The organism is Streptomyces sp. NPDC059740 (genome assembly GCF_042733155.1).
Classification (GTDB): domain Bacteria; phylum Actinomycetota; class Actinomycetes; order Streptomycetales; family Streptomycetaceae; genus Streptomyces.
On the sequence record NZ_JBHWGP010000012.1, the window covers coordinates 50,880 to 72,785 of the forward strand.

Annotated in this window: 22 protein-coding genes; 6 read left to right on the top strand and 16 right to left on the bottom strand. The window is 73.5% G+C overall.

The features are described from left to right. Positions 1–319 precede the first annotated feature (319 nt). Positions 320–643, bottom strand: a complete 324-nt coding sequence (locus tag ACFV3R_RS16695; RefSeq protein WP_385582408.1) for a hypothetical protein — start codon at positions 641–643, stop codon at positions 320–322. Further along, complete coding sequence (locus ACFV3R_RS16700) at positions 640–1,284, bottom strand: ATP-dependent Clp protease proteolytic subunit (RefSeq protein WP_385582412.1); 645 nt, start codon at positions 1,282–1,284, stop codon at positions 640–642. Before ACFV3R_RS16700 ends, ACFV3R_RS16695 begins: the two co-directional genes overlap by 4 nt. 58 nt (positions 1,285–1,342) lie before the next feature. Here ACFV3R_RS16700 and ACFV3R_RS16705 point away from each other — a divergent pair, with 58 nt between their 5' ends. Then, positions 1,343–1,651, top strand: a complete 309-nt coding sequence (locus ACFV3R_RS16705) for a type II toxin-antitoxin system Phd/YefM family antitoxin (RefSeq protein ID WP_385582414.1) — start codon at positions 1,343–1,345, stop codon at positions 1,649–1,651. A gap of 327 nt (positions 1,652–1,978) precedes the next feature. Here ACFV3R_RS16705 and ACFV3R_RS16710 read toward each other — a convergent pair whose 3' ends face one another. The 7 genes from ACFV3R_RS16710 to ACFV3R_RS16740 all read right to left on the bottom strand — a co-directional run bounded on the left by ACFV3R_RS16710 (position 1,979) and on the right by ACFV3R_RS16740 (position 8,591). Next, positions 1,979–3,028, bottom strand: a complete 1,050-nt coding sequence (locus ACFV3R_RS16710; RefSeq protein ID WP_385582417.1) for an NAD-dependent epimerase/dehydratase family protein — start codon at positions 3,026–3,028, stop codon at positions 1,979–1,981. A 97-nt stretch (positions 3,029–3,125) separates the two neighbouring features. After that, positions 3,126–3,839 carry a lysophospholipid acyltransferase family protein gene (locus ACFV3R_RS16715; protein ID WP_385582419.1) on the bottom strand — a complete coding sequence of 238 codons (714 nt, stop codon included), beginning with the start codon at positions 3,837–3,839 and terminating at the stop codon, positions 3,126–3,128. A 143-nt stretch (positions 3,840–3,982) separates the two neighbouring features. Then, positions 3,983–4,144, bottom strand: coding sequence for a hypothetical protein (locus ACFV3R_RS16720; protein WP_385582422.1), 162 nt, complete (start codon positions 4,142–4,144; stop codon positions 3,983–3,985). Between the two features lie 155 nt (positions 4,145–4,299). After that, a complete protein-coding gene (locus ACFV3R_RS16725; protein WP_385582424.1) occupies positions 4,300–5,268 on the bottom strand; it encodes a cytochrome c oxidase assembly protein in 969 nt (322 codons plus the stop codon). Between the two features lie 158 nt (positions 5,269–5,426). Continuing rightward, on the bottom strand, positions 5,427–6,452 hold the full coding sequence (locus tag ACFV3R_RS16730; protein WP_385582426.1) for a 6-phosphofructokinase: 1,026 nt from the start codon (positions 6,450–6,452) through the stop codon (positions 5,427–5,429). A gap of 139 nt (positions 6,453–6,591) precedes the next feature. Continuing rightward, positions 6,592–7,320 carry a type 1 glutamine amidotransferase gene (locus ACFV3R_RS16735; RefSeq protein WP_385582428.1) on the bottom strand — a complete coding sequence of 243 codons (729 nt, stop codon included), beginning with the start codon at positions 7,318–7,320 and terminating at the stop codon, positions 6,592–6,594. 32 nt (positions 7,321–7,352) lie between these two features. Next, the gene (locus ACFV3R_RS16740; RefSeq protein WP_385582431.1) at positions 7,353–8,591 is read right to left on the bottom strand and encodes a MurT ligase domain-containing protein; all 1,239 of its coding nucleotides are present in this window, start codon (positions 8,589–8,591) and stop codon (positions 7,353–7,355) included. Between the two features lie 229 nt (positions 8,592–8,820). Here ACFV3R_RS16740 and def point away from each other — a divergent pair, with 229 nt between their 5' ends. Continuing rightward, positions 8,821–9,372, top strand: a complete 552-nt coding sequence (def, locus tag ACFV3R_RS16745) for a peptide deformylase (RefSeq protein WP_385582434.1) — start codon at positions 8,821–8,823, stop codon at positions 9,370–9,372. A 33-nt stretch (positions 9,373–9,405) separates the two neighbouring features. On the opposite strand, the gene ACFV3R_RS16750 is transcribed toward def, so the two are convergent. Then, complete coding sequence (locus tag ACFV3R_RS16750) at positions 9,406–10,059, bottom strand: TetR family transcriptional regulator (RefSeq protein ID WP_385582437.1); 654 nt, start codon at positions 10,057–10,059, stop codon at positions 9,406–9,408. A gap of 165 nt (positions 10,060–10,224) precedes the next feature. On the opposite strand from ACFV3R_RS16750, the gene ACFV3R_RS16755 reads away from it, so the two are divergent. Then, positions 10,225–11,454, top strand: coding sequence for an acyl-CoA dehydrogenase family protein (locus ACFV3R_RS16755; RefSeq protein ID WP_385582440.1), 1,230 nt, complete (start codon positions 10,225–10,227; stop codon positions 11,452–11,454). 119 nt (positions 11,455–11,573) lie between these two features. Here the strand turns inward: ACFV3R_RS16755 and ACFV3R_RS16760 are convergent, their stop codons facing one another. Then, positions 11,574–11,957 carry an STAS domain-containing protein gene (locus ACFV3R_RS16760; protein WP_385582443.1) on the bottom strand — a complete coding sequence of 128 codons (384 nt, stop codon included), beginning with the start codon at positions 11,955–11,957 and terminating at the stop codon, positions 11,574–11,576. 196 nt (positions 11,958–12,153) lie between these two features. Next, positions 12,154–12,594, bottom strand: a complete 441-nt coding sequence (locus tag ACFV3R_RS16765) for an ATP-binding protein (RefSeq protein WP_385582446.1) — start codon at positions 12,592–12,594, stop codon at positions 12,154–12,156. A 312-nt stretch (positions 12,595–12,906) separates the two neighbouring features. On the opposite strand from ACFV3R_RS16765, the gene gcl reads away from it, so the two are divergent. Both gcl and ACFV3R_RS16775 read left to right on the top strand, forming a co-directional pair. After that, positions 12,907–14,685 carry a glyoxylate carboligase gene (gcl, locus tag ACFV3R_RS16770; RefSeq protein WP_385582449.1) on the top strand — a complete coding sequence of 593 codons (1,779 nt, stop codon included), beginning with the start codon at positions 12,907–12,909 and terminating at the stop codon, positions 14,683–14,685. Positions 14,686–14,796: 111 nt separating this feature from the next. Continuing rightward, complete coding sequence (locus ACFV3R_RS16775) at positions 14,797–15,693, top strand: 2-hydroxy-3-oxopropionate reductase (protein ID WP_385582452.1); 897 nt, start codon at positions 14,797–14,799, stop codon at positions 15,691–15,693. A 115-nt stretch (positions 15,694–15,808) separates the two neighbouring features. On the opposite strand, the gene ACFV3R_RS16780 is transcribed toward ACFV3R_RS16775, so the two are convergent. Further along, positions 15,809–16,681, bottom strand: coding sequence for a DUF2382 domain-containing protein (locus ACFV3R_RS16780; protein WP_385582455.1), 873 nt, complete (start codon positions 16,679–16,681; stop codon positions 15,809–15,811). Between the two features lie 455 nt (positions 16,682–17,136). On the opposite strand from ACFV3R_RS16780, the gene ACFV3R_RS16785 reads away from it, so the two are divergent. Then, entirely contained in the window at positions 17,137–17,994 is an 858-nt protein-coding gene (locus tag ACFV3R_RS16785) for a SigB/SigF/SigG family RNA polymerase sigma factor (protein ID WP_385582458.1), read from the top strand. 168 nt (positions 17,995–18,162) lie between these two features. On the opposite strand, the gene ACFV3R_RS16790 is transcribed toward ACFV3R_RS16785, so the two are convergent. The 3 genes from ACFV3R_RS16790 to ACFV3R_RS16800 are packed head-to-tail and all read right to left on the bottom strand — an operon-like array spanning position 18,163 to position 21,775. Then, positions 18,163–20,256, bottom strand: coding sequence for a xanthine dehydrogenase family protein molybdopterin-binding subunit (locus ACFV3R_RS16790; RefSeq protein ID WP_385582461.1), 2,094 nt, complete (start codon positions 20,254–20,256; stop codon positions 18,163–18,165). Further along, complete coding sequence (locus ACFV3R_RS16795) at positions 20,253–21,263, bottom strand: FAD binding domain-containing protein (RefSeq protein WP_385582464.1); 1,011 nt, start codon at positions 21,261–21,263, stop codon at positions 20,253–20,255. The genes ACFV3R_RS16790 and ACFV3R_RS16795 overlap by 4 nt, the downstream gene beginning before the upstream one ends. Beyond that, complete coding sequence (locus ACFV3R_RS16800; protein ID WP_385582468.1) at positions 21,260–21,775, bottom strand: (2Fe-2S)-binding protein; 516 nt, start codon at positions 21,773–21,775, stop codon at positions 21,260–21,262. The genes ACFV3R_RS16795 and ACFV3R_RS16800 overlap by 4 nt, the downstream gene beginning before the upstream one ends. Between the last annotated feature and the right edge of the window lie 131 nt (positions 21,776–21,906).

A 21,906-nucleotide genomic window follows, 5' to 3' on the forward strand; every position in this document is an offset into this window, starting at 1 on the left:
GGGGCGTGTCCTGCTGGGCCCCTCCGGCAGGCCCCCGCGTGACCTGCGGTGACGAAGTGTCGGCCGGGAGACACGCGGGTGCCGGCCGCAAGCCCGGTGCGGCTCAGATTCGTCGGCGGCGGTGGGCCGTCGGGGGGAGGGGCGCCCGCACGGGCGCGGTCGCGCGCCCACCGCACGGGTGAAGGTCCGGGCAGGCGGCAGGCCCCTCGCGGGCCCGGGCGACACCGCCGCCCGTGACGTGGCGTCAACCTCCCCGGCGCACACCGGCACCGGAGCCGCGCACGGCGGAGGGGCTCCGGTGCGGACGGGGCGTCAGCCGTCAGCCCCCGAACGGGTCGGACGGGTGGTCAGGAACGGGCAGGCCGACCAGGGCCGCTCGCCGCTCGCCGTCCAGGACACGCAGGGCCCGCCCGAGTGTCCTCGCGTGCAGCTCGCTCTCGCCGCGTTCGTGCATCACCGTCAGGGCCTCGCGCAGCTCGCGGGCCCGGGAGACCAGTGCCTGGGCCGCGCACAGCGCGCTGTAGGTGTGGTGCCCGCGGGCGGGGTTGATGCGGCCGAGGAGATCGAGGGCCGCCAGGTAGCCGTCCACCAGCGCGCCCTCGGAGCGGGTCAGGGCCGGCAGTGGCGGGAGGTGCGGCATCATCCGCGCCCCTCCGAAGGCGTCTTCCCCTTCCGGCTCTTGGTCAGGTGGTCGACCAGGCCGTAGGTGAGGGCTGACGGCGCGTCGAGGACGCGGTCACGGTCGATGTCGCGGCTGATCTCCTCCTGCGGACGGCCGGTGTGACGGGCCAGCATCTCCTCCAGTGCCGCGCGCTCGCGCAGCACTTCTTCGGCGTGCAGCACCAGGTCGGTGATCTGGCCCTGCGCCGGCTCGGCCGACGACGGCTGACGCAGGAGCACCCGGGCGCCCGGCAGGGTCATGCGCCTGCCCGGCGTGCCCGCTGCCAGCAGTACGGCGGCGGTCGACGCGGCCTGCCCCAGGCAGACGGTCGCCACGTCGCAGGAGAGGTGGCGCAGTGTGTCGTAGACGGCGGTCAGCGCGGTGAAGGGGCCGCCGGGGGAGTTGACGTACAGCGCGATCTCGCGGTCGGGGTCGGCGTACTCGAGGTGGAGGAGCTGGGCCACGACATCGGTGGCCGCCGTGGCGTCCAGGGGAGTCCCCAGAAAGACGATCCGGTCCTCCAGGAGCCGGGCGTAGGGGTCGAGGGTGCGCAGCCCGTGGCGGGTGCGTTCGGTGAACTCCGGCAACACGTGTCGGGCGGTGGGCTGGTACGTGGCACGCATGACAGCTCCTCGTTCTGCAAGAAATGTACAGGACGTACATCTCCTTAGAATGGGGAGCATGACCTACGAGATTCCGGTGACGCAAGCCCGGGCGGAGTTGGCGGATCTGATCAACCGCGTCGTGTACGGCGGCGAGCGGGTCGTCGTCACCCGCCACGGCAAGCCGCTCGTCGCACTGGTGACCGCCGCTGACCTGGAGCGACTTGAGGCCGCGTCAGCACAGGAGGCGGTACCGGAGCCGGCCGAGGTGGTCAGTACCGTCTCCGTGCTGCGACCGCTGGACTCCGCTACCGGCGAACGCCGGTCCTTCGGCATCGTCGCCCAGCACGGAGAGGGGGCGTCCGCCGAGGAACGCGGTCCCCGCTGACCCGGGACGCCGTGGACCGAGGGGCAGGGACGGCGCGCCGGGCCGAGGCGCCGTCGGCCGAGGGACACGGCCCCGGCGGACCCGTCGCCTCCCCACCCCCACCCCCACCTACTGCCCCGGGCGACCGGGGCCGGGCCTCCTCGGTCGCCTGATGTCCTCTTCCCCCGGGCCGGCCCGTCCCTCGGACCGCGCCCCCATGGCCGGCCGGTGCCGACCGCCCGCGCCCGACACGGGCACGGATGCCGGCACCGGCGCCCGGCCGGATACCGGCATCCGGTACCACCCCGCGTCCGCGCGGACGCCGGACCGGCGGCCGGCCTGCCTGTCTCAGCCGCGGTGTGCGGCGAGCCAGCGGTCCTCCGCCTCGTAGTCGAACACCGGCTCGCCGGCGTGCGCCCGCGCGGCGAGCGGGAAGACGTCCTGCCAGGTGCCGTGGGCCAGCCGCTCACGCACGTACTCCACGGTGGCCGGCAGCGACTCGGCGTACCCCGTCACCGGGCGGTAGCCGAGTTCCCGCTCGGCCGCCCCCATGTCGAGCACGAGAGGGGTGGGGAGGGACCAGGGCGTCAGCCCGACGCCGCCCGCCGCCCCCGGCTCGGGCACCGCCACGATCTCCGAGGCGGGCGCACCCATCGCCGCGTCCACCGCCGCGCTGATCTCCGCGACCGTGGGCACCTGCGGGTCCCCCGCGTTGAGCACCCGCGACCCCGGACGGGCTGCGGCCAGCCGCACCAGCTCCGCGAGGTTGTCCACGTGCACGGGGTGGAAGCGGCTGTCCCCGCCCCACGCCAGCAGGCGCACCCGGCGCCCGTCCAACACCCGCTTGACGAAGTAGAGTTCGCGCGGGTACGGGCTGTGCGGGCCGTGCACCGCCCCGGCCCGCAACAGCGTCACCGGCAGCCGTTCCCCCTCGGCCAGCAGCAGTTGCTCCAGCGCGACCTTCTTCCTGGCGTAGTCGCCGTCTCCCGGGGCGACCGTGCGGTGGCTCTCGGGCAACGGGACGGGGTACTGCGGGGCGCCGTCCGGCTGGTCCTGGGTCATGAAGCCGCGGCCCTGCTCGTCCTCGTACACCGCGGCGCTGGAGATCACCACGGCCGAACCGATCCGGTCGGCGAGAGCCGCCAACTGGCGTGCGTGCGACTCCCCGTAGGCCACGCAGTCCACCAGGACCTCGCAGCCGTCACCGACCGCGGCCGCCAGTCCCGCGTCGTCCTCCCGGTCCGCCGACAGCGGCTCGACGGCCTCCGGCCACTCGCTGAGATCCGCCCCCCGCCGGGAGACGGCCCGTACCCGCCAGCCGTCCGCGACCAGCGTCCTCACCGTCGCCCGGCCTATCTGCCCTGTCGCTCCTACCACCACTGCGATGCGTGAACTCATGTGCGCACGCTAGGCCGCCAAGTTCCGGCCGGCCCAGTCCCGTTCGCCGTCGGCACAACACGGACGGCGACGGCGGCGGGAGGCCCCCGGGCCGGCGCTACCCCCGGCGAGCGGGGCCGCGCCCACGCGGGGAACCGGCGCGGGCCGCCTTCGCCTCGGAGGCGTACACGTCCACGTACTCCTGGCCGGAGAGCCGGCGCACCGCGTCCATCACCGAGTCCGTCACCGCACGCAGGGCGGTGCGGTCGTCGGCGAGGGAGGCGAACCGGGAGAAGTCCATCGGCTCCCCGAACCGGATGGTGATCCGCATGGCCCGCGGCAGCCGCCGCCCCGTCGGCTGTGCCTCGAAGGTGCCGATCATCGCGCACGGCACCACCGGCACACCGGCCTCGAGGGCCATCGCCGCAACCCCGGTACGCCCCTTGTACAGGCGGCCGTCGTGGGAGCGGGTGCCCTCCGGGTAGATGCCCAGCAGCCGGCCCGATCTCAGCACCCCGAGCCCGGCCCGCAACGCCGCCTGCGCTGCCGCGCCCCCGGAACGGTCCACCGGGATCTGCCCGACGCCCCGGAAGAACGCCGCAGTCAGCAGCCCCTTGATCCCGCGTCCCGTGAAGTACTCGGCCTTCGCCAGGAACGTCACGCGGCGCGGCACCATCGCGGGCATCACGAAGTGGTCCGCGAACGAGAGGTGGTTGCTCGCGATGATCGCGGCCCCCTCCTCGGGAACGTGCTCCAGCCCCTCCACCCGGGGCCGGAAGATCAGCCGCAGCAGCGGCCCCATGAAGACGTACTTCAACACCTGGTAGAGCACCGGGTTCCCCTCGTTTCCGCGCGGCGCCCGCCTGCGCGTCGTCGTTGCCGCCTGGCAGAGGCGGGGGCAGGGCAGGTGCGCAGCGGGTGTGACCGGCGACGCCGTCGCCCCCCCCGGCCGGCCGCCCCCGCGAGTGGCCCGCCTCAGGTGCCCCGGGAGGAGACCGCCACGCCCAGCGTGGTCAGTGCCGTCACGACCCAGGCGAACCACAGCCAGCCGTCGCCGCCCAAGGCCACCGAGTAGGCCGACGCGGCGACCAGCCCGCCCGTGGTGAGTACCGCCATCGCCCTGGTGGAGCCCGACATCCCGCCACCTCCTGCCCAGGAGTCGCGTTACCCGCCGCCGCTTGCGACGAGAGCCGCGGCCCCAGGGACATGGTCCCCGGCCGCGGCTCTCGTCGCCACCGGTCTGCGGTTCTCACTGCGGCCCGCCCGCGCAGCGTGCTGCCGGCCGGCGGTCCTCAGCGACTGCGGGCCTGCAACGACGCCAGGTAGGCGTTGTAGTCGGCCAGCTCCCGGTCGCCGTTGCGGTCCGCGGCGCGGTCCCGGCGCTGGGACTGGCGCTCCTCGGACTTGTACCACTGGAAGACCAGCGCCAGCAGCACCAGCACCGAGGGGACCTCGCTGAACGCCCAGGCGATGCCGCCGGAGACGGACTGGTCGGTCACCGCGTCGATGCCCAGGGAGGCCGGCGGGTGCAGGAAGGTCGTGACCATCGGGTGCGTCGCCATCATCAGCGCCACGCCGAAGAAGGCGTGGAAGGGCATGCCGGCGAAGAGCTCCAGCATCCGCATCACGAAGCCGGGGCGGTGCGGCCCCGGGTCCACGCCCATGATCGGGTAGAAGAACGCCAGGCCGACGATCAGGAAGTGCACCATCATCGCGATGTGCCCGACGTGCGAGCGCATCAGGAAGTCGAACAGCGGCGTGAAGTACAGGCCGTAGAGGCTGGCGATGAACAGCGGGATGGTGAACGCCGGGTGGGTCACGATCCGCAGGTAGCGGCTGTTGAGCAGCGCCACCAGGAGCTCCCGGGGGCCCTTGCGGCCCCGCCCAGCGGTGGGCAGCGCCCGCAGCGTCAGGGTGACCGGCCCGCCCAGCAGCAGGAGGATCGGCGAGAGCATGCTGATGATCATGTGCTGCGTCATGTGGACGCTGAACATGACCATGCCGTAGTCGTTCAGCTTCGTGCACATCGTCAGCGCGACGGTGAGGACGCCCACCACCCAGGCCACCATGCGGCCCACCGGCCACCGGTCGCCGCGGCGCAGCAGCCGTACCACCGCCCAGCCGTAGAGCAGCAGCGCCAGCACGCAGCCGACGAGGAAGAAGGTGTCGTTGCTGAAGGCCAGGGACCGCCCCAGCGTGAACGGCGGCAGGTCCATGGGCATGCCCCCCATGCCGCTCATGCCGTGTCCGCTGTGATCCATCCCGTCGCTCCCGGTTTTCGCCCGTGCGTCCGCACCACGACCGATGCGTCCCGCACCAGGGTAGAACCGGACCGCGCGGCGACCCGCGCCGGGGCCGCCCGCGCCGCGCCGGTCACCGCCCGCCGTGTCCTTTGGCCGCCCGGCGCGCCGGCAGCGGCTCAGAGCACGCTGTCGACCTCCGCGTACCGCTCCCCGGGCACCGTCTTGAGGGTCTCGACGGCCTCCGCGAGCGGGACCAGGGTGATGTCGGTGCCGTGCAGCGCCGTCATCATGCCGAAGTCGCCGCGGTGCGCCGCCTCCACCGCGTGCCAGCCGAACCGGGTCGCCAGCACCCGGTCGTAGGCCGTGGGCGTGCCGCCGCGCTGGACGTGGCCGAGGATGACCGGCCGCGCCTCCTTGTCCAGCCGGCGCTCCAGCTCGGCGGTGAGCTGGCGGGCGATGCCCGCGAACCGCTCGTGGCCGTAGACGTCGGTCCCGCCGGTCTCGAAGGACATCGAGCCCTGCTGCGGCTTGGCGCCCTCGGCTGCGACGACGATCGCGAACTTCTTGCCCGCCGCGAACCGCTCGTCGACGATCTTGGCGAGGGTGTCCACGTCGAAGGGCCGCTCGGGGACGACGATGGCGTGGGCGCCCGCCGCCATCCCGGAGTGCAGCGCGATCCAGCCGGTGTGGCGCCCCATGACCTCGACCACCAGGACCCGCTGGTGGGACTCCGCGGTGGTCTTCAGCCGGTCCAGTGCCTCCGTGGCGACGCCGACCGCGGTGTCGAAGCCGAAGGTGTGGTCGGTGCCGGAGATGTCGTTGTCGATGGTCTTGGGGACGCCGACGATCGGCAGGCCTGCGTCGGACAGCAGCCGGGCCGCCTTGAGCGTGCCCTCGCCGCCTATCGGGATGATCGCGTCGAGGCCGAGTTCGGCGACGTGCTCGCGCGCCCGCTCCACGCCGTCGCGCAGGTCGGCGGGGCGCACCCGGGAGGAGCCCAGGATCGTGCCGCCCTGGGCCAGGATGCCGCCCACCGCGTCCAGGTCGAGCTTGCGGTAGTCGCACTCCAGCAGGCCCCGCCAGCCGTCGCGGAAGCCGATCACCTCGTCCCCGTGGTCGGCCACCGCCCGGTGTGTGACGGATCGGATGACGGCGTTCAGACCGGGGCAGTCGCCACCGGAGGTCAGGACACCCATGCGCATTTTCAGCAACCCCTGCAACTGGGAGCGTCAGCCCGGACCTCCTCGTCCGGGTGGTTTGCCTCACCCTACAAGCGGATGCGCGAAGGCCCGCCCGCGGTCTCGCTCCGCGGACGGGCCTTCGGGACCGGGACCTGCCCGGTTACGCGGGCTGGGTCGCCGCCGCGATGCGCTCCTGGCGCAGCGCCTCGTACCAGCGGTCGTCGGCCGGCGGCAGCGCGTTCACGTCCAGGGCCAGCTTGATCAGCAGGTCCGCGATGTGCGGGTTGCGGGCCATGACGGGGCCGTGCATGTAGGTGCCGAAGACGGTGTCGTTGTAGGCGCCCTCGAAGCCGTCGCCCACGCCGTTGCCGTTGCCGAACCGCACCTTGGCGAAGGGGCGGGCGGTGGGGCCGAGGTGGGTGACGCCCTGGTGGTTCTCGAAGCCCGTCAGCGGCGGCAGCTTCAGCCGGGCGTCGATGTCGGCGAGCACGTCGCCGACGCAGCGCTCGCCCTCGCCGCGGGTGGAGACGACGTCCAGCAGGCCCAGGCCCTGCTCACGTTCACCGAGGTCGTTGACGAACTCGTTGCCGAGGATCTGGTAGCCGGCGCAGACCGAGAAGACGATGGCGCCGTTGGCGACCGCCCGGTTCAGGCCGCCGTCCCGCCGCAGCCGCTCGGCCGCGAGGCGCTGCGGACGGTCCTCGCCGCCGCCGATGAGGTAGATGTCGCCGGAGGTGGGCACGGCCTGGTCGGAGCGCACGTCCAGGCGCTGCACGTCCAGGCCCCGTTGCCGGGCCCGGCGCTCCACGACCAGCGCGTTGCCCTGGTCGCCGTACGTGCTCAGCAGGTCCGGGTAGATCCACACCAGACGCAGGCTGTTGTCACTCATGCTGGAAACGTCCTTTACCCTCGCGTGCCCGGTCAGTTGCCCACGCGGCGGCGCAGGTCCTGGAAGGCGGTGTAGTTGGCGATCGCCTCGATCCGGCCGGGCGGTGCCGTGCGGACCGCCTCGTCCACGTCCTCGGCGACGTGGAAGTCCAGGCCGGCGACCTCCAGGCGGACCGCCAGGTCCAGCTTACGGTCGCCGATGACGAAGATCGGGTGGCCGGCCAGCCGGGTGTAGTCGACGTCCCACAGCCAGGAGGTGTCGGTGCCGTCGGCGCCCCGGGCGTTGACCGAGAGGATGACGGGGGTGGGCGGCGGGTCGATCAGGGAGAAGGTCTCCAGCCACCCGGCGGGGTTCTTGGCCAGCAGCAGCCGCAGCTCGCGCTCCTGGTAGGTGACCACGTCGTAGCGTCCGGCGACGGCCTGCACGGCGTACATCCGCTCCAGCGCGACCTGCGGCGGGACGCCGAAGGCGGCGGCGACCGCCGCGGAGGTGGTGGCGTTGGCCTTGTTGGCGCGGCCCGGGAGCTGGAGGCGGATCGGCCAGGCCGAGCCGTGCGGGTCCAGGACGTGGTCGCCGGAGAGCGCCCAGCTCGGCGTGGGGCGGCGGAAACCGCACTCCTGGCAGTACCAGTCGTCACCGGGGCGCTGCATCACACCGCCGCAGGACGGGCAGGACCAGGCGTCGTCCTTCCACTCCTGGCCCGCCGCGACCCACACCACGTTGGGGGAGGAGGACGCGGCCCAGACCACCAGCGGGTCGTCGGCGTTGGCGATGATGAGGGCCTTGGAACCGCTCAGGCCCTCCCGCCACCGCTCGGCGAGCATGCGGGTCTCCGCGGCCCGGTCGAGCTGGTCGCGCGAGAGGTTCAGCAGCGCGATCGCCTTCGGGGTGACGTCGCGGGCCACCCCCGCCAGGTACTTCTCGTCCACCTCGATGACGCCGAACCGGGCGTCGGAGCCGCCGGCCAGGGCCGAGGTGATGCCGGCCGGCATGTTGGCGCCGAGCGCGTTGGAGACCACCGGGCCGGCGGCGCCCAGCGCCTCGGCGATCAGCCGGGTGGTGGTGGTCTTGCCGTTGGTCGCCGAGACGAGCACCACGTCCAGGTGGTTCGCCAGCCGGCCGAGCAGGTCGGGGTCGAGCTTGAGCGCCACCCGGCCGCCGATCACCGACCCGCTGCCGCGGCCAGCCGCGCGCGACACCGCCGCCGCGGCCTTGCCCGCCGTCACGGCCAGCCTGGCCCGTGGCGACAGCGGCTCCGTGTTGCCTGCCATCGTCTCAGCTCCTCCTCGCATCCGGCGCCCCTCGCCCCGCCGCCGGTGGTACGCGTCCCGTGCGGCCGTCTCTCCCGGGCCGGGTCTCGGTCAGGGGCAAGCCTATCGAGATCTGCGGGCTCGGCCTCACCGAGCCACCCGTCCGGGCCCGGACGGGCCCCGCCGGCCGGCTCGGGCGGAAGGCCGCCCTGACCTCGGCACCCGTCGGGCCGACATAGTCTTGGGCGTCATGTCGCACCGCACCATCCCCGGCTCCACCGGCCGTCCCCGTCGTATGCGCCTGCTGGGTGACCCCGCGCTGAGCACGCCCTGCCGGGACGTGACGGCCTTCGACGACGACCTGGCCCGCCTCGTGGAGGACATGTTCGCCACGATGTACGCGGCGCGCGGGGTGGGGCTGGCAGCCAACCAGGTGGGCGTAAACCTGCGGGTGTTCGTCTTCGACTGCCCCGACGACGAGGACCGCCGCCACCTCGGGCACGTCGTCAACCCGCGCCTGGTGGCCACCGGCGGCGTCGTGGTGCGCGGCACCGAGGGCTGCCTGTCGCTGCCCGGCGTGGAGTCGGGCACGCCCCGCCACGACGAGGCGGTGGTCGAGGGCGTGACGGTGGCGGGGGAGCCGGTGCGGGTGGTGGGCACCGGGTTCTTCGCCCGCTGCCTGCAGCACGAGTGCGACCACCTGGACGGCACCCTCTTCACCGACCGGCTGGACGGGATGCGGCGGCGGCGCGCCCTGTGGGCGGCGCGCCGGGCGCCGTGGGCGCGCGAGGCGCGCGGCTGAGGCGGGCCGGGGCCGCGGTCGTGCCCCGGCAGCTCACCGTCCGGGCGCCGCCGGCCGGTCCGCGACCTGCGAGAGGCGGCCCCACAGCAGGTCCGCGAGGTGGGTGACGAGGGCCTGGCGGGAGCAGGGCCGCTCCCGCAGCCACCAGTCGCCGGCGGCGTACATCATGCCGACGATGCCGTGGCCCCAGACCCGGTTCAGCTCGGCGGCCTCGGCGTCCAGGTCCAGGCGGGCGGAGATGAGACCGGCCAGTTCCTCGCCCAGGCGCCGCAGCAGCGGTGCGGAGTGACGCCCGACGTCGAAACCGGACTCGGCCGTGGGCTCGTCGGCGGCCGGGTGCATCAGGAAGCGGTAGACCTGCGGCCGGGTCTCGATGGCCGCCAGGTAGGTGTCGAGGGTGACCTCGACGCGTTCGCGCCGGGAGGCGGCGGGCGCGTCCAGGGCGGCGCGGAGCCCGGCCAGCAGGCCGTCGGTGTGCCGGACCGCCAGGGCCCGGTAGAGGCCGTTCTTGTCGCCGAAGTGCCGGTAGAGGATCGGTTTGGTGATGCCGGCTTCGGCTGCGATGGCGTTCATGGACGCCTGCGGACCGTCGCGCAGCACCACGCGTTCCGCGGCCTCCAGCAGTTCCCTGCGGCGGCGCCCGGACTCCACCGGCTGTGGCCGGCTGCCGTGCGTGCTGCCCTGCATGAGCGCTCCCGTTGATCGTTGTCGTCCCGTCACCGGCCCTGCGCCGCAACGTAGCACCCGAGTCCGCGCGACCGGGCCGGCCGTCCAGGTTGACAGGGACTACTGGCCGGTAACAGACTCGACGTTACTGTTGGTAACAAAGTAGGGCGCAGCGCTGGAGGGGTCATGGCTGAGGCCGCGTTCACCATGGAACTCAACGAGGAGCAGAAGGAGGTCCGGGACTGGATCCACGGCTTCGCCGCAGACGTCATACGCCCGGCCGCCGCGGAGTGGGACGAGCGGGAGGAGACGCCGTGGCCGATCATCCAGGAGGCCGCGAAGATCGGTCTGTACTCCCTGGACTTCTACGCCCAGCAGTTCTTCGACCCGACCGGTCTGGGCATCGCCATGACCATGGAGGAGCTCTTCTGGGGTGACGCCGGCATCGCCCTGGCCATCGTGGGGACCAACCTGGCGGCGGTGGGCGTCCTGGCCAACGGCACCGAGGAGCAGATCGGCACCTGGGTTCCGCAGATGTTCGGCGACGCCAACGACGTGAAGGTCGCCTCGTTCTGCTCCTCCGAGCCCGACGCGGGCTCCGACGTCTCCGCCATGCGCACCCGCGCGGTCTACGACGAGGCGAAGGACGAGTGGGTCCTCAACGGCACCAAGACCTGGGCGACCAACGGCGGCATCGCCAACATCCACGTGGTGGTGGCCGTCGTCGACCCCGAGCTGGGCTCCAAGGGGCACGCCTCCTTCATCATCCCGCCGGGTACCAAGGGGCTCTCGCAGGGCCAGAAGTTCAAGAAGCACGGCATCCGGGCCTCGCACACCGCCGAGGTGGTGCTGGAGGACGTGCGCGTCCCCGGCTCCTGCCTGCTGGGCGGCAAGGACAAGCTCGACGAGCGCCTCGCCCGGGCCCGGGAGCGGGCGAAGACCGGCGAGCGCATCAAGAACGCGGCGATGGCCACCTTCGAGGCCTCACGTCCGGCCGTCGGCGCCCAGGCCATCGGCATCGCCCGCGCCGCCTACGAGGTGGCCCTGGACTACGCGCGGACGCGGGAGCAGTTCGGCCGGCCCATCATCGACAACCAGGGCGTCGCCTTCCAGCTCGCCGACATGGCCACCCAGATCGACGCGGCCCGCCTGCTGGTGTGGCGCGCCTCCTGGATGGGCGCCAACAAGAAGCCGTTCACCTCGGCCGAGGGTTCCATGTCGAAGCTCTACGCGGGCGAGACGGCGAAGAAGGTCACCGCGCAGGCCATGCAGATCCTCGGCGGCAACGGCTTCACCCGGGAGTACCCGGTGGAGCGGATGCACCGGGACGCCGCCATCTACTCCATCTTCGAGGGCACCGCCGAGATCCAGCGCCTGGTCATCGCGCGCACCGTCTCCGGGGTCCCCATCCGCTGACGTCCGCGCAGCCCACCGCGGCACCAGCAGGGCCCGCGCCCCCACCCCCGGCCGAGTGTTGCCGGGGGTGGGGCCGCGGGCCCTTTCCCGTGCGGCACGCGGGGCCTGCGGCCCGGCCCTCAGGCGTCCGCCGGCCGGTTCCCGCCGGCGAGCGCCGCCTTCAGCGTGGGGTAGATGTCCAGCACGGTGTCGGTGCTGGTGAGCTGGAACAGCCGGGACACCGCCTCACCCGGCCCGGCAATACGCAGCGAACAGGTGCTGTGCGCGCGCAGGAGCAGGTTCAGCATGGTGGAGTCGCCGAAGGTCATGGCGGACAGGTCCGCGATGACGCACTCGGAGCCGGAGGCGGCGGCGGCCTCCAGCGCCTCGCGTACCGGTTCGGCGCCGTCGAGGTCGACCGAACCGCGCAGGACGACGACGTACGCGTCGCCCTCCCGGTACTGGGCCGCCACACAGGACTCTGGATCGGTGCCGGCGGGCCGGCTGTCGCGCGATGAGGACATGCAGCGACTATCTCAGGCGACGCGGCGCGGCGGTACGCCGCCGTACGAGATCACACGGGAGCCGCCCCCGCGCGTGCCCCGAGGAGTCCGGGGGCCCGGTCCTCCCGCCGCGGGCCCCGGGCCGGTGAGGCCGGGACGGGAGGCGTGACGGGCCGGGCGCGTGAGCGCCGGGGCACCGCACCCGCACCGGGCGCACTCACACCGGGACCAGTGCCCGCACGTCCTTGCCGGACGGCCGCAGGGCCACCCCCACCTCGGAGCAGAGCCTTTTGACCATGGGCCATCCGAAACCGCCCGGCTGCTTCGGGTCGGAGATCCGCTCCCGCGGCGGCACCCGGCTGCGGTCACGCACGGTGACCTCGACCCCGTCCGGGTGGGCGGCGATCCGGAACCAGGTGACGCCTCCGGCGTGCACGAGGGCGTTGGTGACGAGCTCGGAGACGACCAGCATCACCGCGTCGGCCGAGCGGGCCGCGGGCCGTTCCCTCAGGCGTTCCAGAAAGCCGTGTGCCAGCTCCCGGGCGTGCGAGCTGCTGGGCACGTACCCCGCCTCCCGGAACCAGCCGTCGCTGGAGCCGGAGGTGCCGGGGGAGCACCTCGTGAGATCAGTGGTGCCGAGGTCGTGACCTTGGGCCATGGTGACTCACCGTCGCGTTCCGTCGTCCTGCGGGTCTTGTGCTCCGTGTGCCCCTGAGGACCGGACATACGCGGTCGATGCGCCCTTCCGCGCCGGACGGGGGGCCGTGGCGCGCGGCAGCAGCCCCTGCGCCCCTCGTGCCGGCCCGGGAGCACCCCCTCTTGACGCGGCCCGGAGGTCCCTCTACGTTCTTCCGTACAACAGAAAGTCTTTTCCATATTACGGAAGTCAGCGGGTGGTCGGGCAGTCGGCGCGGACAGCGCGGCGCCGACCCGCCGGTCCACCCCCGACTGCTCGACGCGGGAGAACGCGATGGCTCGTATGACAGCCGCACGCGCGGCGGTGGAGATCCTCAAGCGGGAGGGCGTGACGCAGGCGTTCGGGGTGCCCGGCGCGGCCATCAACCCCTTCTACGCGGCGCTCAAGGCGGCGGGCGGCGTCAACCACACGCTCGCGCGCCACGTGGAGGGCGCCTCCCACATGGCGGAGGGGTACACCCGCACCCACCCCGGCAACATCGGCGTGTGCATCGGGACCTCGGGCCCGGCCGGGACCGACATGATCACCGGCCTCTACTCCGCCTCGGGCGACTCCGTCCCGATCCTGTGCATCACCGGGCAGGCGCCCACGGCCCGCCTCCACAAGGAGGACTTCCAGGCCGTCGACATCGCCGCGATCGCCCGGCCGGTCACCAAGGCCGCCACCACCGTGCTGGAGGCCGCGCAGGTGCCCGGCGTCCTCCAGCAGGCCTTCCACCTCATGCGTTCGGGACGGCCCGGCCCCGTCCTCGTCGACCTGCCGCTGGACGTGCAGCTCACCGAGATCGAGTTCGACCCCGAGACCTACCAGGCGCTGCCGGTCTACAAGCCCACCGCCGGCCGGGCGCAGATCGACAAGGCGCTGGCCATGCTCTGCGCCGCGGAGCGCCCGCTGATCGTCGCCGGCGGCGGCATCGTCAACGCCGACGCCGCCGAGCTGCTGGTGGAGTTCGCCGAACTCACCGGGGTCCCCGTGGTCCCCACCCTGATGGGCTGGGGGACCATCCCCGACGACCACCGCCTCAACGCCGGCATGGTGGGCCTGCAGACCTCGCACCGCTACGGCAACGCGACGTTCCTGGAGTCGGACTTCGTCCTCGGTATCGGCAACCGCTGGGCCAACCGCCACACCGGCGGGCTCGACGTCTACACCGAGGGCCGCACCTTCGTCCACATCGACATCGAGCCCACCCAGATCGGACGGGTCTTCGCCCCCGACTACGGCATCGCCTCCGACGCGGGCGCGGCGCTCGAACTCCTCGTCACGGCCGCCCGCGAGGCCCGCGAGGCCGGCAGCCTCCCCGACCGCTCCGCCTGGGCCGAGTCCGCGCAGACCCGCCGGGCCACCCTCCAGCGCCGGACCCACTTCCCCGACACCCCCATCAAGCCCCAGCGGGTCTACGAGGAGATGAACCGGGCGTTCGGCCCCGACACCCGCTACGTCTCGACGATCGGGCTCTCCCAGATCGCCGGCGCCCAGATGCTGCACGTCTACAAGCCGCGGCACTGGATCAACTGCGGTCAGGCGGGACCGCTGGGGTGGACCGTCCCGGCCGCGCTGGGCGTCGCCACCGCCGACCCCGGCTGCGAGGTCGTCGCGCTCTCCGGCGACTACGACTTCCAGTTCATGATCGAGGAACTGGCCGTCGGGGCACAGCACCGCATCCCCTACGTCCACGTGCTGGTCAACAACTCCTACCTGGGCCTCATCCGCCAGGCCCAGCGCGCCTTCGACATCGACTTCCAGGTCAACCTGGAGTTCGAGAACCTCAACGCCCCCGAACTCGGCGTCTACGGCGTCGACCACGTCCGGGTCGCCGAGGGCCTGGGCTGCAAGGCGATCCGGGTCACCGACCCCGAGCAGCTGCTGCCCGCCTTCGAGGAGGCCAGGAAGCTCGCCGCCGAGCACCGGGTGCCCGTCGTGGTCGAGGCGATCCTGGAGCGCGTCACCAACATCTCCATGGGCGCCGCCGACATCGACAAGGTCAACGAGTTCGAGGACCTGGCCACCGAGGCCGGCCACGCGCCGACCGCCGTCGTGCCGATGGCCTGACCCGAGCCACCCGACCGGCGCACCCGAGACCGACCGGGTGCGCCCCCGACCGGGGCCGCCGGCTCCCGGTTCCGCAACCCGTTTCCGCACCTCACGTAAGGAAGCACCACCATGAGCAACCTCCCCCGCGTCGCCTGGATCGGTCTGGGCATCATGGGCGCCCCGATGGCGGAGAACCTCCTCAAGGCCGGCTACCAGGTCACCGGCCACACCCTGGAGCAGGCCAAGCTGGAGCGGCTCGCGGCGGCCGGCGGCAAGGCGGCGTCCTCCATCGCCGAGGCGGTGCGCGACGCCGACGTCGTCATCACCATGGTCCCCGCCTCCCCACAGGTGGAGGCCGTCGCCTACGGCGAGGACGGCATCCTGGCCCATGCCCGCAAGGGCGCCCTGCTCATCGACATGTCCTCCATCACCCCGCAGACCAGCGTCGACCTGGCCGCGGCCGGCGCCGAGCGCGGCATCCGCGTGCTGGACGCACCGGTCTCCGGCGGTGAGGCGGGTGCGGTCGAGGCCGTCCTGTCCATCATGGTCGGCGGCGAGCAGGCCGACTTCGACGAGGCGCTGCCCCTGTTCGAGGCGCTCGGCAAGACCATCGTCCGCTGCGGCCCGCACGGCGCCGGCCAGACCGTCAAGGCCGCGAACCAGCTCATCGTCGCCGTCAACATCCAGGCGTGCGCCGAGGCCGTGGTCTTCCTGGAGAAGTCCGGCGTCGACCTCGGTGCGGCGCTGGACGTCCTCAACGGCGGCCTGGCCGGCTCCACCGTGCTGACCCGCAAGAAGGACAACTTCCGGCAGCGGGAGTTCGCCCCCGGCTTCCGCATCGACCTCCACCACAAGGACATGGGCATCGTCACCGACGCCGCCCGCAACGTCGGTGCGGCCCTGCCGGTGGGCTCCCTGGTGGCCTCGCTGGTCGCCTCCCTCCGGGCGCAGGGCGACGGCGGCCTGGACCACTCGGCGCTGCTGCGCGGTGTGGAGCGGCTGAGCGGCATGAGCGTCGAGGGCTGAGCCACCGGCCCGCAGCGCCCGGGGCCGTGTCCCCCACCGGCATCGGTGGGGGACACGGCCCCGACGGGTGAGGGGCGCGGGCCCTCGCGAGGGCCGACGCCCGCGGGGCCGGCGGTCAGCCGGTACCGCCCCGGCCCCACTCCTCCTCGCCCTTGTCCTCCATCTCCACCTGCTCCTTGCGGACCTCGGTGTTGACCTCCTGCTGCTCGGTGACCTTCTCGGTGTCGAGCCGTACCCGTTCCACCGCGACGGTCTCCTTGCGCACCGTCGGGCGTTCGGCGTGCAGGGTGATCTCGATGTCCTGCTCGTGGATGCGGGCCGCGCCGCCGCTGCGGTCGGACTCCGCCACCGGCTCGCGCACCACGTGCACCTCCTCGTGGCTGACCGGCACCGTCGTCGTCACGTTCTCGGTGACCACGTACTTGTGGAGCCTGGCGTGCCCCGTCTCGTACTCCTCGGTGCCGACGTGGACCTGCTCCTCCGACCGGGTCAGCGACTGCTCCGTCAGGCCGGCGGCCGCGCCCTGCTCTCCGGCGGTGGCGCGCTCCTCGGCCGGCGCGGAGGCCGGCTCGCCGGCCATCGGGGCTCCGCCCGTCGCCGCCTCCGCCGGCGGACGCCCGTGCACGTCCGCGGTGTCCGTGCCGGGACCCGTCGGGGGAGTCGCGGGACGCGTCAGCCCGTAGTGCCGGTACAGCTCGCCTTCCTCGGACGGTTCCAGATGCTGGTCGGCTTCGAGCCGGGGGGCTTCCTTGACCACGTCCCGGTGGTAGGGCACGTGCAGGTCGGTGCCCTGACGACGGGCGCCCGCCAGCGGTATGAAGCTCTCCTTCGCGCCGAACAGGCCGGTCTTGACCGTGATCCACTCGGGCTGACCGCTGACGTCGTCGACGTAGACCTGTGCGACGTGACCGATCTTCGAACCGTCGGTGTCGAACACGTTCAGACCACTCAGTTCGTCGGTGTTGAATGCCTGTCCATCGGGTGCCATAGGTGTTCCCTCCTAGTCGCGGGCGCGCCGCGGGCCGAACCTCGGCGGGGAACGCGCCTTCTTCCATCCCGCACCCGGGGCCCGGCCGGGGCAAGCTCTCGCGGCCCGGCACCCCCGCCCCCGCACCCCCCGTCCACCCGAACGGCCCCATGCCCATGGGGCAGGGCCCGATTTCCGCCATGTACTCCATTCGGGTGATGCGGGGGTGGGGAGGGCGCCCGCACCCGCCCCGTGCCCGCCTCCGAGGTGCTCGCGCGCCGACCGCCGAGGGCGCGCCGGGAAATCCGTGGCGCGGCGCACGCATGGATCGTGCGCACCCGGCAAGGCGGACGGCAGTGCTTCGGACAGCAGGCACCGACGAGGGTCACTCTCGCGGCGCCTGCATGCCGGGAGGTCGGCTCGACTCGCCCCCGTGCCCACCCGCTCCGGCGTCCCAAGCGGAGGAACCTCCCCCCATGGCCACACCAGCCGTCACCGCCCCCACCACCTCCCGTACGCGCCGTCGTGGGCGGTCCTACGACGACGCCCCCGACACCGCGGGCGACTTCGCGCGCCTGGCGACCCTTCCCGAGGGGCCCGAACGCGCCCGGCTGCGCAGGGAGCTCATCCAGGCCTGGATGCCCATGGCCGAGCGGCTGGCCCTGCGCTTCCGCAACCGCGGGGAGACCGTCGAGGACCTCCGGCAGGTGGCCGCCCTCGGGCTGGTCAAGGCCGTGGACCGGTTCGACCCCGAGCGCTCCGAGGCGTTCGAGAGCTTCGCGGTCCCCACCATCACCGGGGAGATCAAGCGCCACTTCCGGGACTGCATGTGGGACGTACACGTGCCGCGGCGCGCCCAGGAACTGCGCAACAAGGTGCGGCTCGCCGTCCGGGAGCTGAGCACCGGCGCCGACGAGCGGGTCCCCACCGTCCCGGACCTCACCGCGCACACGGGGCTGCCCGAGGAGGACGTCCTGCTCGGCCTGGAGGCGCTCAACACCTTCCGCTCCATGTCGCTGGACGCCCCGATGGGCGGGGACGACGACGGCTTCGCCCTGCTGAGCACCCTGGGCGGCGCCGACCCCGGCTACGAGCAGGTGGTGCGCCGCGAGGCGGTGAAGTCCCCGCTCGGGCGGCTGCCCGAACGTGAGCGCCGCATCCTCTACCTGCGGTTCTTCTGCGACATGACACAGGACAGCATCGCGGCGCAGCTCGGCATCTCCCAGATGCACGTCTCCCGGCTGCTCAGCCGCGCCTGCGCCCGCATCCGCGCGGAGGTGGAGAACGGCGGGACGGCACGGCGCCGCGAGGACCCGCACCCCGTCGCCGCCTGAGGACGGCGGTCCGAGACCGCGTGGCCGCCCGCGCGCCCGCCCGCTCCGTCCTCGGCAGGCGGGGGATGCGCGTACGGCCACGTGAGAGGCGGTGTGCCACCGTACCCGGGTGCAGTGGCGCACCAGGTCGCACCGGTTCGGCCCGAGTAGCCGGTGCGACCGCCCGCCTCACAGGTGGGGCAGCAGCACGTCCGGGGTGATGGGCAGGGTTCGCACCCGGATTCCGGTGGCGTGGTGGACGGCGTTGGCCACCGCGGCGGCCGCCCCCACGATGCCGATCTCGCCGATGCCCTTGGAACCCATCGGGTTCAGGTCCGCGTCCAGCTCCTCGACCCAGTGCACCTCGATCTCCGGGACGTCCGCGTTCACCGGCACGTGGTACATCGCCAGGTCGCGCTCGGCGAAGTCGCCGAACTCCCGGTCCATGGTGGACCCCTCCGTCAACGCCATCCCCAGGCCCATCGTCATGCCGCCGCGGAACTGCGAACGCGCGGTGCGGGGGTTGAGGACGCGCCCCGCGGCGAACACCCCGAGCATCCGGCTCACCCGCGTCTCACCGGTCACCGAGTCCACCCGGACCTCCGCGAACTGCGCCCCGAAGGCGTGCCGGGCGAACTCCCGACGGCCCTGCACCTCCTCCGCGGTGTCCACCTCGACCTCCAGTCCCGCCGCGGACGTTCCGCGCCGCTCCGCGACCAGCTCCCGCAACCGTTCGCAGGCGCGGTGCACCGCGGTGCCCCAGGAGGCGGTGCCCGAGGAACCGCCGGCCACCGAAGCGCGGGGCAGCGCACTGCACCCGATCCGGACCACGACCTGCTCCACCGGCACCCCGGCCGCCTCCGCGGCGATCTGCGTCAGCACGGTACGCGCCCCGGTGCCCAGGTCGGTGGCGTCGATGCCGACCTCCACCCCGCCGTCCGGCAGCGACCGGGCCCGCGCCCGGCACGGCTGGAGCATGGCGGGGTAGGTCGAGCAGGCCACCCCCGTGCCCACCAGGAACCGGCCCTTGCGCCGCGTCCCGACGGCCGGGTCGCGCTCCGCCCAGCCGAAGCGCCGGGCGCCCTCGCGCAGACAGGTCACCACCCCGCGGCTGCTGAACGGCAGTCCGGAGTCCGGCTCGGTCTCCGGCTCGTTGCGGATGCGCAGCTCCACCGGGTCGACGCCGCAGGCGAGAGCGAGTTCGTCCATCGCCGACTCCAGAGCGAACATCCCCGGGCACTCGCCCGGCGCCCGCATCCACGACGGGGTCGGCACGTCCAGCCGGGCAAGCCGGTGGGAGGTGAGGGCAGCCGGCGCGCGGTACATCACCCGGCTCACCACCGCGGCCTGCTCGGTGAACTCGTTGAGCCTGGAGGACTGCGTGGTCACCTCGTGCGCCAGCGCCACGATCCGGCCGTCCGCGTCCGCTCCCAGCCGCAACCGCTGACGGGTGGGGGCCCGGTGGCCGGTCAGCGTCGGCAACTGCTGCCGCGCCAGCGCGAGCCGCACCGGCCGTCCCACCGCCCGGGCCGCCATGGCGGCCAGCACCACGTGCGGACGCGTCGTCCCCTTGTTGCCGAAGCCGCCGCCGACGTGCTCGCTGGTCACCGTCACCTGCTCCCGGTCCAGGCCGAACAGCTTCGCCAGGTCCCCCTGGACGATGTTGGCGCACTGGCTGGAGTCGTGGACCCGCAGCGAGCCGTCCTCCCACCAGGCGATCGCGGTGTGCGGCTCCATGGGGTGGTTGTGGAGCGGCACCGTGCCGTACTCGGCCTCGTGCCGCACGGCCGCCGCTGCCAGCGCGCCCGCCACGTCCCCCTGCTCCCGCGTCCCCGGGTAGCCCCCGTTGACCGTCTCGGGTGCGTACAGGTCGGGGTGGTCACCGCGCAGCACCACGTCGTGCGGCAGCCGCTCGTAGTCCACGCGCACCGCCCGCGCCCCCTGCCGGGCGGCCTCCAGGGAGGTCGCCACCACCAGCGCCACCACCTGGCCGCTGTGGGCGACCTGCGGCGACTGCAGGACCAGCAGCGTCGCGTCGTCCACCGTCCCCAGGCCCGGGGCGTCCTCGTGGGTGAGGACGGCCAGTACCGCCGGGTCCTCCAGGGCCTCGTCCACCGCCACCGCGGTGACGAGGCCGTGGGGCACGGTCGCCGGCACCGGCCAGGCGTAGGCGAGGCCGGCCGGCACGTGGTCGCCGGCGTACCGGGCGGCCCCGGTCACCTTCTCGCGGCCCTCCAGTCGTGCGAGGTCCCGGCCGGTGGCCCGTGGGGTGGTGGCGGTCATGCCCGGCTCCCTTCGGTGGTGCCCTGCCCGGCGGCGAGGTCGGTCAGCACGGCGACGGCGAGCCGGCGGGCCAGCACCACCTTGAAGCCGTTGTCGCGCAGCGGCTCGGCCGCGGACAGCTCCCGCCCCACCGCCACCTCGAACTCCGCCGCCGTCGCCTCCCCGCCCAGCAGCGCCTCCTCCGCGCGCCGGGCCCGCCACGGCTTGGCCGCCAGGGCCCCGAACGCGAGGCGCACGTGCCGCACCCGGCCGTCGACCACGTGCAGATCCGCGGCGACGGACGCCAGCGCGAAGGCGTAGGAGGCCCGGTCGCGGACCTTGCGGTAGGCCGAGCGGGCCCCCTCGACGGGCGCCGGCAGCTCCAGGCAGGTGATCAGCTCGCCGCGGCGCAGCACGGTCTCCCGCTCCGGGGAGTCGCCGGGGAGGCGGTGCAGGTCCACCACCTCGACGGTACGGGTCCCCTCGGCGGACAGGCAGGTCACCCGTGCGTCCAGCGCGGCCAGGGCCACCGCCATGTCCGAGGGGTGGGTGGCCACGCAGTGGCTGGAGGCGCCGAGGACCGCCAGATCGCGGTGGACGCCGGTACGGGCCGGGCAGCCCGAGCCCGGCCGGCGCTTGTTGCAGGGTTTGCCGACGTCCTGGAAGTAGCTGCACCGGGTGCGCTGCAGCAGGTTGCCCGCCACGGTCGCCACGTTGCGCAGCTGGGTCGAGGCGCCCGCCAGCAGGGCCTGCGACAGCGCGGGGTAGCGGCTGCGCACCAGCGGGTCGACGGCCAGGTCGGTGTTGGTCACCGCCGCCCCCACCCGCAGCTCGCCCGACTCGGTCGCCACCACCTCGTCCAGGGGCAGCCGCCGTACGTCGACCAGCACCTCGGGCGTCTCCACCCCCAGCTTCATCAGGTCGACCAGGTTGGTCCCGCCGGCCAGGAACGCGGCACGGGGCTCGCCGGCCAGCAGCTCCACGGCGGTCTCGGCGCTCGTCGCCGGCTCGTAGCGGAAGGTCCTCACCGGGCCGCCTCCGCCACCGCGTCAACGATGTGCACGTAGGCGCCGCACCGGCAGAGGTTGCCGCTCAGGCGCTCCTTGATCTCCGTGCGGTCCAGCGTGACCGGGCCGGGAGGGGTGTCCTGCGCCGTCACCGAGCTGGGCCAGCCGGCCCGCGCCTCGGCGAGGGCCGCGACGCCGGAGCAGAGCTGCCCCGGGGTGCAGAACCCGCACTGGTACCCGTCGTGCGCCAGGAACGCCTCCTGCAACGGGTGGAGGGTGTCCCCGTCGGCCAGCCCCTCGACGGTGGTGACCTGGCCCTCCCGGGCGCTGAGCGCCAGCATCAGGCAGGAGTTGACCCTGCGGTCGTCCAGCAGCACCGTGCAGGCGCCGCACTGGCCGTGGTCGCAGCCCTTCTTGGCGCCGGTGAGGCCGATTTCCTCGCGCAGGAGGTCCAGCAGTGTGGTGCGGTTGTCGACGACGCGGGAGTGCCGCTCGCCGTTGACGTGCAGGGTCAGCGCGGTCGTGGTGCCCACGTCACCTTTCCTTCCGTGGCCTGGCTCGCCGATGAGCAGCGGTGAGGTGGCCTCCCCGCGCCGCGGCAAACCCGGTGGGGGCGCCGGAGCGGCGCGGCTCACCGGGACGGCCGAACGCGGGCGTGTGCGGC

Excerpts from the sequence above, each read along its gene's own strand:
- ACFV3R_RS16785 (WP_385582458.1), top strand. The coding sequence starts at position 17,137 with ATGGCCACACCAGCCGTCACCGCCCCCACCACCTCCCGTACGCGCCGT.
- ACFV3R_RS16765 (WP_385582446.1), bottom strand. The coding sequence starts at position 12,594 with ATGGCCCAAGGTCACGACCTCGGCACCACTGATCTCACGAGGTGCTCC.
- ACFV3R_RS16705 (WP_385582414.1), top strand. The coding sequence starts at position 1,343 with ATGACCTACGAGATTCCGGTGACGCAAGCCCGGGCGGAGTTGGCGGAT.
- ACFV3R_RS16695 (WP_385582408.1), bottom strand. The coding sequence starts at position 643 with ATGATGCCGCACCTCCCGCCACTGCCGGCCCTGACCCGCTCCGAGGGC.
- gcl (WP_385582449.1), top strand. The coding sequence starts at position 12,907 with ATGGCTCGTATGACAGCCGCACGCGCGGCGGTGGAGATCCTCAAGCGG.
- ACFV3R_RS16735 (WP_385582428.1), bottom strand. The coding sequence starts at position 7,320 with ATGAGTGACAACAGCCTGCGTCTGGTGTGGATCTACCCGGACCTGCTG.
- ACFV3R_RS16780 (WP_385582455.1), bottom strand. The coding sequence starts at position 16,681 with ATGGCACCCGATGGACAGGCATTCAACACCGACGAACTGAGTGGTCTG.
- ACFV3R_RS16740 (WP_385582431.1), bottom strand. The coding sequence starts at position 8,591 with ATGGCAGGCAACACGGAGCCGCTGTCGCCACGGGCCAGGCTGGCCGTG.
- def (WP_385582434.1), top strand. The coding sequence starts at position 8,821 with ATGTCGCACCGCACCATCCCCGGCTCCACCGGCCGTCCCCGTCGTATG.
- ACFV3R_RS16720 (WP_385582422.1), bottom strand. The coding sequence starts at position 4,144 with ATGTCGGGCTCCACCAGGGCGATGGCGGTACTCACCACGGGCGGGCTG.
- ACFV3R_RS16710 (WP_385582417.1), bottom strand. The coding sequence starts at position 3,028 with ATGAGTTCACGCATCGCAGTGGTGGTAGGAGCGACAGGGCAGATAGGC.
- ACFV3R_RS16760 (WP_385582443.1), bottom strand. The coding sequence starts at position 11,957 with ATGTCCTCATCGCGCGACAGCCGGCCCGCCGGCACCGATCCAGAGTCC.
- ACFV3R_RS16700 (WP_385582412.1), bottom strand. The coding sequence starts at position 1,284 with ATGCGTGCCACGTACCAGCCCACCGCCCGACACGTGTTGCCGGAGTTC.
- ACFV3R_RS16750 (WP_385582437.1), bottom strand. The coding sequence starts at position 10,059 with ATGCAGGGCAGCACGCACGGCAGCCGGCCACAGCCGGTGGAGTCCGGG.
- ACFV3R_RS16775 (WP_385582452.1), top strand. The coding sequence starts at position 14,797 with ATGAGCAACCTCCCCCGCGTCGCCTGGATCGGTCTGGGCATCATGGGC.
- ACFV3R_RS16730 (WP_385582426.1), bottom strand. The coding sequence starts at position 6,452 with ATGCGCATGGGTGTCCTGACCTCCGGTGGCGACTGCCCCGGTCTGAAC.
- ACFV3R_RS16790 (WP_385582461.1), bottom strand. The coding sequence starts at position 20,256 with ATGACCGCCACCACCCCACGGGCCACCGGCCGGGACCTCGCACGACTG.
- ACFV3R_RS16725 (WP_385582424.1), bottom strand. The coding sequence starts at position 5,268 with ATGGATCACAGCGGACACGGCATGAGCGGCATGGGGGGCATGCCCATG.
- ACFV3R_RS16755 (WP_385582440.1), top strand. The coding sequence starts at position 10,225 with ATGGCTGAGGCCGCGTTCACCATGGAACTCAACGAGGAGCAGAAGGAG.